The sequence below is a fragment of the Helicobacteraceae bacterium genome, assembly GCA_031258155.1.
Taxonomy (GTDB): Bacteria; Campylobacterota; Campylobacteria; order Campylobacterales; family SZUA-545; genus JAIRNH01.
Genome location: JAIRNH010000017.1, coordinates 1 through 11,852 on the forward strand (window position 1 = coordinate 1; position 11,852 = coordinate 11,852).

Annotated in this window: 7 protein-coding genes and 1 tRNA gene; 2 read left to right on the forward strand and 6 right to left on the reverse strand. The window is 51.9% G+C overall.

What is annotated here, in order from left to right:
- Positions 1-102: 102 nt before the first annotated feature.
- The 3 genes from LBF86_02295 to gltB form a co-directional block, all read right to left on the reverse strand.
- Complete coding sequence (locus LBF86_02295; GenBank protein ID MDR0664337.1) at positions 103-2,262, reverse strand: TonB-dependent receptor; 2,160 nt, start codon at positions 2,260-2,262, stop codon at positions 103-105.
- A 239-nt stretch (positions 2,263-2,501) separates the two neighbouring features.
- Entirely contained in the window at positions 2,502-3,674 is a 1,173-nt protein-coding gene (locus tag LBF86_02300; protein MDR0664338.1) for a CapA family protein, read from the reverse strand.
- A gap of 3 nt (positions 3,675-3,677) precedes the next feature.
- Positions 3,678-8,108, reverse strand: a complete 4,431-nt coding sequence (gene gltB / locus LBF86_02305) for a glutamate synthase large subunit (GenBank protein ID MDR0664339.1) — start codon at positions 8,106-8,108, stop codon at positions 3,678-3,680.
- 64 nt (positions 8,109-8,172) lie between these two features.
- On the opposite strand from gltB, the gene recO reads away from it, so the two are divergent.
- Positions 8,173-8,790, forward strand: a complete 618-nt coding sequence (recO, locus tag LBF86_02310) for a recombination protein RecO (GenBank protein MDR0664340.1) — start codon at positions 8,173-8,175, stop codon at positions 8,788-8,790.
- A 258-nt stretch (positions 8,791-9,048) separates the two neighbouring features.
- Here recO and LBF86_02315 read toward each other — a convergent pair whose 3' ends face one another.
- Together LBF86_02315 and flgA are read right to left on the reverse strand one after the other, a co-directional pair.
- Positions 9,049-9,570, reverse strand: coding sequence for a UbiX family flavin prenyltransferase (locus LBF86_02315; GenBank protein ID MDR0664341.1), 522 nt, complete (start codon positions 9,568-9,570; stop codon positions 9,049-9,051).
- Positions 9,567-10,448: a flagellar basal body P-ring formation chaperone FlgA gene (gene flgA, locus LBF86_02320; GenBank protein MDR0664342.1), complete on the reverse strand. Its 882-nt coding sequence runs from the start codon at positions 10,446-10,448 to the stop codon at positions 9,567-9,569. Before flgA ends, LBF86_02315 begins: the two co-directional genes overlap by 4 nt.
- A gap of 116 nt (positions 10,449-10,564) precedes the next feature.
- Between flgA and LBF86_02325 the strand changes: the two genes are divergently transcribed.
- Positions 10,565-10,649, forward strand: a tRNA-Leu gene (locus LBF86_02325).
- A 336-nt stretch (positions 10,650-10,985) separates the two neighbouring features.
- Here the strand turns inward: LBF86_02325 and LBF86_02330 are convergent.
- Positions 10,986-11,852: hypothetical protein (locus LBF86_02330; GenBank protein MDR0664343.1), on the reverse strand; the 867-nt coding region annotated here is incomplete at its 5' end.

Here is an 11,852-nt window from a genome sequence, read left to right on the forward strand (position 1 = left end):
CGGTTTTTGAAAACGCCAAAACCGCCGCGCCTATAAAGCGCGGCGGTTGTTTAACGCCCTAAAATATAACGGGCGGCGGCGTTCAAACCTCTATGGCGTTAGCTAAAAGTCGGCGTTAATGCCGACGGTAAGCCTTCTGCCGTCTATAAACCTTCCGTGATCCGCGTTGCTTAGTTCTTTGTTGGCGACGTTATACACGCCCGCTAAGAGCTTCATACCGTCTTTTAAGCGAACGACCGCGCCAATATCCGCAAAACCGTAAGAGTCGTTTTCGCTGAAGGTAGTTCCCGTGCTTGTTCTGTTAAGCGTATAGGACTCCTGCTTGCCAACGTAGCTATACTGACCCCAAAGGTTGAACCTCTCCGTAATGGCAAAATTGACGTTTGCGTTGATTATATGCTTTGCGGCTCCGCTTACGGGCTTGCCTTTAAGCAATCCCGTTTTTTGCTCGCTGTCCGTGTAGGTATAGGTCGCGCCGAGCGAAACAATCGACGGCAGATCGTAGTTCAAAGTAACTTCAAGCCCTTCGATAACCACCTTATCGACGTTTTTATACTGCGCGACGGATCGATACGCGTTATACCCGCCATATACGCAGTTGTTAGCGCCGCCGCTACTGCACTGGTTTTCCAGTATTATCTTGTCTTTGTAGTCGGCGCGGTGCGCTGTTACGCTTGCGCCTAAACCCGTCTCTTTGTCCGTATAAATTATCGAAGCCTCGTAGCTTACGCTTGATTCCGGCTCAAGATCGGGATTGCCCGCCGTTATGCAAGGGTTGCTAGGGGGGCAACTTCCTCCGCCCGTTACTCCGCCAAAATCGGCGGCGGCTTGCCGTAGGCTGGGGCTTTTATACCCGCTTGAGACGCCGCCTTTAACGACCAAAGCGTCCGTTACGTCATAGACCAGATAGACGCGAGGGTCGATATGCGATCCAAACTCTTCGTCCTCGTTAAGCCTGATACCGCCCGTTAGCGCCAGACTATCGAGGATATTCCACTCGTCTTCGGCAAAAACCGCGAAAGACCAGCGCTCCATAACGTTGGTTGGATTGGCTATAGCGGGCAGTCCGTTTGTGGCGCGATCGTCTAGCTCCTCTTTCTTATACTGCCCTCCGACCGACAGGATATTTGTATCAAAGTAATACGTCCCCTGCGTGTTCAGCGTTAGCGCCTCGAAGTCGATCCCGTTTCCTCTCGAAGGATTTTTGGTGGAGGCGTTTTGAATATAGGTGGTCAGCGTGAAATTATCCAGCTTCAGATCGTGTCCTCCGCCAAACGACTGTTTAATAGACAGATTTTCGCTGGCGTTACGATCGGCGGAGCCGTTAGCGGATACGCTATTGCCCGTAATAGTAACCCTCTCTTGTTTCGCGTAGTCGTAACCCGCCCATACGCTATTGGCTCGATTGATCGACGCGATCGCTTTTACGCCAAACTGTCTAGCCGTAAAATCGGGGTTTGACGACGAGGATTTACCGCCCGCTACATAGCGGCTTTCGTCTATGCCCAAAATGGAGCCGTATGTTTGCAACGACAACAGATCGCGTATAACGGGACCGGCTAGATTGGCGCTAGCTTGAAACCCGTCCTCGCTTATGTCGCTGTAGGACTTTGTGTATTCGCCCTTAAAGCTGCCAGACCATTCGCTGGGAACTTTCTTGGTGATAATGTTGATAACGCCGCCCATAGCTTCGGAGCCGTAAAGCGAAGAGACGGGACCTCTGACGACCTCTATGCGCTCGATCATAGAAACGGGAGGCAGGGAGTTTGTGGCGATACCGCCCGACATACCGTTAGGGCTGTGCGCTTCGTTTCCCGACATTGGTTTGCCGTCGATTAAGTAGAGCGTATAGCCGCTGCTCATACCGCGAATGGATATGTCCTTAAACACGCTGCCGCCTTCCACATAGACGCCCGGCACGGTTTTAAGAACGTCGGTTAGATCGTTAAACGATCGGTTTTCTAGTTGCTCTCTGGTTATCACAAAGACGCTTGCGGGAGCGTTTGCGATATTTTGTTCGTAACCCGCCGCGCTGACGATTTTAATTTCGTCAAGCTCCGTTACGTCGTCGTCCGATTTTGCTCTCGAGGGAGCGATCGCGGTTTGATTCGATTGTTCGCTAACGGCTGGAGCGCCGTTTAATTCAGCCGATTCGTCGTCGGCTACTATAGGCAAGGCGAGGCTTAGCGCCGTTATTAGAGCTAAAAGCCCCCCCCCCCGCTTATTCGTCGTTTTGAGACTTACGCCGTTTGCGTCCGTCATTGTTACTCCTTCTTTGATTTTGAGAATTAAACCAAATTTCTCGCGTGGAATAATAGCGAAACATAACCTTAAAGCAAGATAAAACCCTATTGGCAAATTAAAAAAGATCGCTATTTTCGCGCTTCCTTGCCCTTATATTCGCTACGAAGCGAATAGAGACGCGAACGTTTCGCAATCGCAAAAAAGCGGGTATCCAAACGCGCCAAAGGGGTAATTTTGCCCGCCGCGCTTAGCGGGTATCAGGGGCGCTTGGCGTTTCTAAACGATTTTGGAACTACGGAGTCGTAAAGTTTTCGCAGGTAGGTTAAATCTAGTTTTTCGGGTTTGGCGCTAAGCGCGTGGCGATTAGCCAACTCTTGCGTATAGTCATCGAGCAAATAGACCTTAAAGCCCGAAGCGCCTTTTTCAAAATGGGTAACGACCCCCAAAAGCTCCGCGCTTTTATACGAGACGTTGTTATCGCGCGAGGTTAATACGACTTTTGCCATACCGCCGAGCATTCGCGGTTTTTTGTTTTGCGCCGAAATAAAGTTGCCGAGCGAAAAATAGACGAGCGTTTTAGCGCCGTCTTTGCGCTCGATCCATCGCGCGCCCTGCAAGACGTGCGGGTGATGCCCGATCACAAGATCGACCTTGCGATCGGCTAAAAACCGCGCCAGCTTTTCTTGCGTTTTATTGGGCGCGCGCGCGTATTCGTCGCCCCAGTGCATAGAGACGACAAGAAAATCGCAAAGTTTTCTTAGCGCGTCGATCTCTTGTTCCATCGCCTTAGTATCGATCAGCGAAACCAAATAGGGGGAGTCTTTGGGCAGTTTAATGCCGTTTAGACCGTATGTATAGGCGAGAAAACCGATTTTCACGCCGCCTTTTTCTACGATCTTGGGTTTTTCGCGCTCCTTTTGCGAGGCGTGAACGCCTAACACGATCGCGCCGGATTTGGTTTTCCAGTAGTCCATCGTCGCCAACAACGCCTTTTTGCCTTTGTCCATAGCGTGGTTGGTGGCGTGGTTGATCGCTCTGAAACCAAGATTGTAGATCGCCTCGCCAATCTCGTTTGGTCCGTTAAACGCGGGATAGCCCGAATAGCCAAAACGCTCGCCTGAAATTAGCGTCTCTTGATTGATAAAGGCTATATCGGCGGCTTTGACGACGCTGGCGACCTCTTGGTAAAACGGCGCGAAATCGTAGCCGTCCTTTGTTTTGGCGCGATTGATCAACTGCTTGTGAATAAGATTATCGCCGACCGCGATCAGCGTAACGTTTATCTCTTGGCGCTCTTTTGGATGTTTTTCGACGACGACGACTTGCGGCGGCGGCGGCGTTTGCTTTACGGCGCAACCAGCGAGCAAAACGCCCGCGATTAACGCGAGCGCGGCGCGGCGAGCGCCAAACTTAGCTCCTATGCCGCTCAAGCGTCAGCCCGCCTCGTATGGAAAAGTAACCTTCATATCCTTAGGGCTTACCATCCAGAAATAGACGACCTCTTGACGGAAGTTATCGAGCAAAAACTTAGCCTTTTGACTGCCCGTGTCGTTGTAGAAACTCTTTAGCAGTTTCTTTAGGTAGGTTTTGCCCTCGTCCTCCTCGTAGGTATCGATCCGCACCGCGCGGACAAGCTCCTGATTGAGCCTGTCGATAAAGCGCGACTCGCGATCATAAACAAACGCCACGCCGCCCGTCATACCAGCGCCGAAATTAACGCCCGTTTCGCCCAAGATCGCCACTGCGCCGCCCGTCATATATTCGCAGGCGTGATCGCCCGTGCCTTCCACCACCGCGACCGCGCCGGAGTTGCGCACGCCGAAGCGCTCGCCGACGGAACCCGCGACGTAGAGCTTGCCGCCCGTAGCGCCGTAAAGACAGGTGTTGCCCGCCGCGCTGAAACGCGCGCCCTGCACCTTGGGCGAAACGACGATCTTGCCGCCGTGCATACCTTTGCCCACATAGTCGTTCGCCACGCCGTTGACCTCGATATTAACGCCCGACGAGAGAAACGCGCCTAGCGATTGCCCCGTAACGCCGTTTAGCTTAAGCGTGATCGTTCCTTCGGGAAGCCCCTTGTCGCCGTAAAACTGCGCGATCTCGCCGCTGATCATCGCGCCGACGCTACGATTGGTATTGCGCACGTCGCGAATCTCTACGGCGCGCTCGCTTGGATTTTTAATGCTCGGATAAACCGCTTTTAATAGCTCTTTTTCGTATTCGTTGCCTTTGAACGGATAGGGATCGTTATGTTTTCCGCGCCATAAATTAGGTCCCTCGATCACGCGCAAAAGCCGCGAAAAATCAAAATGTTTGGCTTTGGGCGAGGAGCTGACCTCGAATAGATCGCGCCGCCCGATAATCTCTCTTAGGCTCTTGTAGCCCATCTGCGCCAGCTCTTTGCGCGCGTCTTGGGCAAGAAGCGTTAGATAATTTACAAGCCGCTCCACAGAACCCGTATAGTGTTCGCGTAGCTGCTTATCCTGCGTGGCTACGCCGACGGTGCATCGGTTTAGGTGGCAGACGCGAAGCATTCGACAGCCAAGCGCCGCGAGCATAGCCGTGCCGAAGCCGTAGCTTTCGGCGCCAAGCAACGCCGCTTTGATAATATCCCGCCCGATCTTCAAACCGCCGTCCGTTTGCAACTCCACAAGATCGCGCAGCCCGTTAATTTTAAGCGAGTCGTGCGCGTCGGCGAGTCCAAGCTCCCACGGGTTGCCCGCGTATTTGATAGAGCTAAGCTGCGCCGCGCCCGTGCCGCCGTCGCAACCAGAAACGGCGATTTTATCCGCGTAAGCCTTCGCCACGCCCGCCGCGATCGTCCCCACGCCGCCAATCGAAACGAGTTTAACGCTGATATAGGCTTTCGGACTAACCTGCTTGAGATCGAAAATAAGTTGCGCTAAATCCTCGATAGAGTATATATCGTGGTGCGGCGGCGGGCTGATCAGGGTAACGCCGGGGATTGTATAGCGTAGCTTGGCGATATACGGCGAGACCTTGTAGCCCGGTAGCTGCCCGCCCTCGCCCGGTTTCGCGCCTTGAGCGACTTTGATCTGAATCTCCTCGGCGTTGCGAAGATAGGCGGGCGTAACGCCAAAGCGCCCGCTGGCGATCTGTTTAATTTTGCTGACCTTATAGGCGCCGAAACGAACCTCGTCCTCGCCGCCCTCGCCCGAATTGGATTTGCCGCCTAGCCTGTTGAGCGCCTGCGCGATCGCCTCGTGCGCCTCCTGACTGATCGCGCCGATACTCATCGCCGCGCCGTTGATCCTAGAGGCGATCGCTTCGATCGGCTCTACTTCGCTTAGATCGATCGGCTTGCGATCGGATTTGATAAGCAAAAAGTCGCGGATCGCCCGCTCGCCGCGATTTACGATCAGCGATTTGAACGCCTCGTAATCCTCCGCTTTGCCGCTTTCGGCAAGTTTATGCATCGCGCCGATCGCGTAAGGCGAAAAGTCGTGATACTCGCCGTCGCACTGATATTTGAGCAACCCGCCAATATCGAGCGGATAGAGGCGCGAAATATAGTTCGCGAAAGCGTTGTCGCGCGCCCTTTTCAAACGCTCCTCGATCTCCTTGTATCCAAGCCCGCTTAGGTGAGCGATCGCGCCGGCGAAACACTCGCCGACAAGCGTTTTGTCCAGCCCGATAATATCGAACAGCGCGGAGTTGCGATAGCTCGCGATCGCGCTAATGCCCATCTTTGACATAATTTTTAGCAAACCCGCTTTGATCGCGCCGACGCAGTTTTTTAGATCGCGCTTAATCTCCTGCTTGCTTTTGCCAAACTCTTGATCGATATTGGCAATCGTCGCGAACAGCAGGTAAGGATAAGCCGCGCTGGCGCCAAAAGCGAGCAAAATAGCCGCGCTGTGGGCGTCTAATACCTCGCCCGTAATCGCCACGATGGAAACGAGATAGCGCAGATTAGCGTCCAATAAAGCGCGGTTTAAGTATCCGACCGCCATCGCCATCGGTATAACAAGGTTTTTTTCGTCCAAAGCGCGATCGTCCAATACGACGATACGCACCCCCTCCTCTTTCACGGCGGCGGCGACGGCGTTAAAAAGGTTTTTTAGCGCCGCTTCCAGATCGCTTTCAAACGCCGTGGAGAAAACGCGGTTTTTGAACATTGGATCGAAAGTCGGGTTGGCTTTGTCGCCAAAAGCGAGCAGCACCTCCAGCTTCTCAAGCGAGAGGATCGGCGAGTCGGCTTTGAGGCGGCGCGCGTAGATCGACTCCTCGTCGAGTATGTTGTGCGTCTGCCCAAAGCCCGTATTGGCGCTCATCACCACTTTTTCTCTAAGCGGATCGATAGGCGGATTGGTTACCTGCGCGAAACGTTGGCGAAAAAAGTCGCTAAACGGGCGCAAAGCGTCGCTAAACGCCGCCATCGGCGTATCGTCGCCCATACTGCCCGTCGCCTCTTTGCCCGTTTCAGCCATCGGTTTGATAACCTGCTCGATCGTCTCGCGGGTAATCTGAAAGTAGCGTTGCGAAGGAATAAGTTTGTCGCCTAAATCCACGTCTTTTACAAATAGCTCCTCGACAAACTCCTGCAGATAATACATTTTGGAGTTAAGCCACTCGCTATAGGGTTGAGACTCTTTGAGATAGTCGTTTATATCCTCGTCTTTTAGGATCGCGCCGTTTTTAAGATCGACGGCGATCATCTGCCCGCTTTTGAGCTTGTCGCGCTCTTTGATCTGATCGCTTGTCAAGTCCAACACGCCAAACTCGCTGGAGATCAAAATCCTATCGTCGTTGGTGATCGTGTATTTCGCGGGGCGCAGCCCGTTGCGATCGAGTATGCAGCCGATATAGCGTCCGTCCGTTAAGCTGATCGCCGCCGGACCGTCCCACGCCTCGTGGCGCGCCGAAGCGTATTCGTAAAAGGCTCTAAGGCGCGAATCCATGTGCGGCGCGTTCTGCCACGGCGCGGGTATCATAGAGCGAATAGCTTTGAAAAAATCTACGCCGTTGATCAGCAAAAACTCCAGCATATTATCAAAGCTCGCCGAGTCGCTTACGCCCGTCTCCAGAATCGGAAATATGCGTCGCAACTCCTCTTGAGAAAAGACCCCGCTTTTCATCGCCGCCGATTTTACCGCTACGTTGAAGCGGTTCGCCCCGATCGAGTTGATCTCGCCGTTGTGCGCGACGGCGCGGAAAGGTTGCGCAAGCCGCCATTTCGGAAGCGTATTTGTGGAGAAGCGTTGGTGAAAGAGCGCGAAACTAACGGCGAAATCGCTATCTTGCAGATCGGGAAAAAACTCCTCGATATGCGTGGGCATTACAAACCCTTTGTAACAGATCGTCTTGGCGCTAAACGACGTAACGTAAAATTTTTCGTCGTCCGCGAAACGCCGCTCCAACTCTTTACGCGCTAGATATAGTAGCGGCGCGAAACGGCGCGTAGCGATCGGCGAGGCGGGAACGACAAATGCCTGAACGATCAGCGGCAAGGTTTCAAGCGCCTGTTTGCCTAAAGCGGTTGTGTTGATCGGAACTTCGCGAAACAGCGCGACTTTAAGATCGTTGCGCTCGCAAAACTCCTTGATCGTCTCCTCTTGATCTTTGCTAGATAGAAACAGGTTGCCCACCGCGTATTCGCGGGGCAGATCGACGCCGCTCTCCGCGGCGACTTTTCGCATAAAGCGATCGGGGATTGAAAACAAAAGACCGCACCCGTCGCCGCTCTTGCCGTCGGCGGCGATCGCTCCGCGGTGAATCATGCGGGTTAGCGCCGTGATAGCGTCTTTTGTCGTCTGGTGCGAAGGTATGTTTTTTATGTTGGCGAGCAGACCGAAACCGCAGTTGTCGCGCTCCGTAAAAAGGTCGCTATAGCGCAAATCCATTCAAAACCTTAATCGATTATTAAATAAGGGGCTAATATAATACTATAAAACGGATTACAAGGCGATGCGCGGATATATTTTGAACCTCAAGAAACACCGCGACGAAGACCTGATCGTCTCTATTCTATGCGCCGATCGCCTCTTTTCGCTCTATCGCTTTTACGGCGCGAGACATAGCCCTTTGCAGCTTGGATATAAGATCGACTTCGCGTGCGAAAACGATCCGTTCTTTATGCCGCGCCTAAGAAGCGTTTCGCACCTTGGATTTGATTGGCTTTTCGAGATAAGCAAAATCCGCTACTGGCAGATATTCCTTCATCTGCTCCATCGTCATCTAGCGGGCATAGAGACTATCGACGAGTTTTATTTTTCGCTGCTTGATCGCGCCGCTTTGAAACTGAGCGTTCAAAATCCCAAGCGGGTTTTGATAGAGACCGCGTGCGCGTTGTGGGAGCGCGAGGGGCGGCTTCATCGCGATCTAAAATGCCTGATATGCGAGCGACGCATCGACGATCCGTTTGTCGCGCTACTTCGCTGTTTAGCGCCCGCGCACGGCGAATGCGCCCGTAAAGAGGGCTTTAGGCGCGAAGCGGTTATCAGGCTGTTTGAAACCAACGAGACGATTTTATTCGACGACAAAGAGGTCGATCTGCTGTGGCGGATCGTCGAGGAGGGGCTATAACCGCCGCGACGGAACAAAGCCGAACAAAGCCGCGCTCGTATTTATCTCGCGCGATAATCTCTTTTTATTCGTCGGTTAAAGCGGTTCCGCTCGTCTTAAACAGAACCTATAATCGCCAACTCTCCATTAACCGCTTTGCGGCGGGCTTTTACGCCGCCTTCGGGCGGCTTTTTCAAGCCTCTAGGCGCGTCTAACCCTCTGCTCTCGATCGGCTCGCTCGGCTTAGCAATATATTTCGCGGCGCGTTTGGCGGGGGTTTTAGTCCGCCGCGCCGCCCCAGCGTTTATACAAATCGTTCTCTATGCCAAGCAGATCAAACCACCTGCCGATAATAAAACGCTCCAAATCCTCGACTGTTTGGCGTTTGGCGTAATAGCCGAGAACGGGCGGCGCGACGATAACGCCCAGCCGCGAAAGTTTTAACATGTTTTCAAGCGCGATCGAGTCGAAAGGCGCCTCGCGGGGCGCTACGACAAGGCGGCGTTTTTCTTTAATAGCGACGGCGGCGGCGCGAGTAACGAGATTATCGGCGATCCCGCAAGAAATTTTCGCCAGCGCGTTCATGCTGCACGGCGCGATAAGCGTAGCCTCCGCTCCAAACGATCCGCTTGCGATCGGAGCGGATATGTCGTCGTTTTTGTAGCCCTCCTCTATTTGCAAAACGGCTCTAGCGCCGTCGCTTACCGCTAGATATTTATCGTGATTTTTCGGAATCAAATCGTAGGCTTTAAGCCCTAGACTAGCCGCGCTCGCCCCGCTAATTCCAACGACGATTTTCATTCTATCCTCGCTAATTCTTTCGATATGATCCTCGCGATAAAAACGCGCCTATTCTGATCTTTTATCGTTACAAGCTCGCCAATATCCGCGTCTTTTTGCACAACGCCCAAAAACGATAGCTTCACGCCGTTCTTAATAAGCTCGGTCGTAATTTGCGAGTTTTTTCTAACGTCCGGCAACGCTACGACAAACCGATCGACAATAATATCGCCTTTGTTTAATCTATGCTTTGCCGCTATCTTGCCAAGCGCGGATTTATCGATCGGTTTAGACGGTATATGATCGAAAACTATCAGCGTTTCGTCGAGATTGTCTTTAGAAAGTATCGTTCCGCGCTCGATCTGCTTGGAGGCTTGCAAAACGCGCATATTAGCCGCGATCTCAAAAGCGAAAAACGTCCGTTTTACTTTTTTGTCGTTCGAGCCAAACCAAACCGCGAAGCCGCCTTTGTTTCTGCGAAGCGCGTTTTGTTGAACGTCCACCTGCGCGATCTCTAAGCCGTCTATATCGCTAAACGAAGTCGGCTTGATTTTTATATAATCAATATTAATCGACGGATACGCTTCGGTAAAACGATCTCTTAACGCCTCTTTGATAAGTTCTAAGTCAATATCGCGCGAATAGTAAAAAGTTATGATCGGATAACGCGAATCTATAGAGATACCGCGATCGCTAAATAGCCGCTTTAATTTGCTAAGCGGCGTTTGAATAGCGCTTTTATTATCAAACCGATCGATAACAAAATCCGAATTTGCGTCAATCTCTATAATATCGGAAGCGTTAATTTCATCGCGGTTTATTAAATAGTTATCCTCTAACGCAAAAACTTCCGCGAACGCCGCCGCGCAAAATAAAAACAAAACGTTTAAGCGTTTCATCTGCAGCCCTTTAACTTTCGCCGTATAATTGTAACGCGAGGGGGCAAAAAGCGGCGGCGCGGACGGTTTTAAACGGCGGCTTTCAACGTTTTTTGCTACAATCGCGTTCGAAGAAAGCCGAGATGGTGGAACTGGTAGACGCACCGGACTCAAAATCCGGCGCCGCAAGGCGTGGGGGTTCGATTCCCCCTCTCGGCACCACTCAATAAAACGCAAGGCGCGAAGGTTCGATTCCCCCTCTCGGCGCCGCTTAATAAAACAATCGTAAAGAATTTGCGGGGGTTCTTAAAGAAAGAAACTCGACGCGCTCTTTCGCGGTTACCGCCCGCAATTAGCCTTATCGCAAAAAAGTAGCGTTTTATGCGACGCTAAAGCCGTTTTCTTTGCTCCGTTATACGCTCTTTGCAACTCTACTAACCCGATCGCGCCGCCTCTCGTCATTTCCGCGCGCGCAAGCGCGAACGCTTCGCGGGAATGGCGGAGAGAAGAAAAGAAAAAATAAACTCCCGCTTTAAAAAACGCGGGAATGACGGGAGACTATGGTTGTTGCCATTGAAGGATTGGATAGCCGCCGCCAGCGGGCATTATCCAAACGTCCGTAAAACTCCAACCCAAACCTTCGTAGGTCGCTTTCGTTTTAAGCTCCGTATCCGTTGCGTTCGCTCCGTTAAGGTCAGCGTCGCTGGAGCTTGGGGTTATCATCATAGAAGTTAATGCGAGGTTGTCCGAAACGTGAAACAAATTATTGGTACGCCCAACTACACGGTGAGTATGGGAGTTTCCAGAAACAGACGGATTGACAACAGCATTGTTTTTTACATCGCTGTCATAAACAGTTCCCGCGATACCTCCGACGCCATTAATTCCGCTAACATCGCCCGCAGCGTAGCTGTTTTTGATCGTAGCGGCGTCATAAACATATCCTGCGATACCGCCGATATCGCTACCGGTTCCGCTAACATCTACTGTAGTATAGCTATTTTTGATCTCGCTCTCACCAATATATCCTGCGATACCGCCGATACTGCTGCCGGTTCCGCTAACGTTTCCGGCAGCATAACTGTTTTTGATTGTAGAGTTGCTCGAAACATATCCTACAATGCCGCCGACACAATTGCCCGTTGCGCTAACGCTTCCCGTAGCGTAGTTGTTTGTAATCGCGCCTTCATAAACAAATCCCGCGATAACTCCGACATAATAATAACCCTTTACCTCTTCTGCTTCAACTCCAAGATTTTTGATTTGAGCATTTTCTATATATCCAAATAGACCTACATAGTTAGTGGAAGTTCTATTTATCCAAAGATTTGTTATCTTATTGCCGTTGCCGTTAAAGATGCCCGTGAATTTGACTGTATCATTTCCTATAGGCTCCCAGCCCTCAAAAGCGTCAACTCCCGCTTT

Coding starts and splice junctions, on each gene's coding strand:
- LBF86_02295 (MDR0664337.1), bottom strand. CDS start 2,262: ATGACGGACGCAAACGGCGTAAGTCTCAAAACGACGAATAAGCGGGGG.
- flgA (MDR0664342.1), bottom strand. CDS start 10,448: ATGAAACGCTTAAACGTTTTGTTTTTATTTTGCGCGGCGGCGTTCGCG.
- LBF86_02315 (MDR0664341.1), bottom strand. CDS start 9,570: ATGAAAATCGTCGTTGGAATTAGCGGGGCGAGCGCGGCTAGTCTAGGG.
- gltB (MDR0664339.1), bottom strand. CDS start 8,108: ATGGATTTGCGCTATAGCGACCTTTTTACGGAGCGCGACAACTGCGGT.
- recO (MDR0664340.1), top strand. CDS start 8,173: ATGCGCGGATATATTTTGAACCTCAAGAAACACCGCGACGAAGACCTG.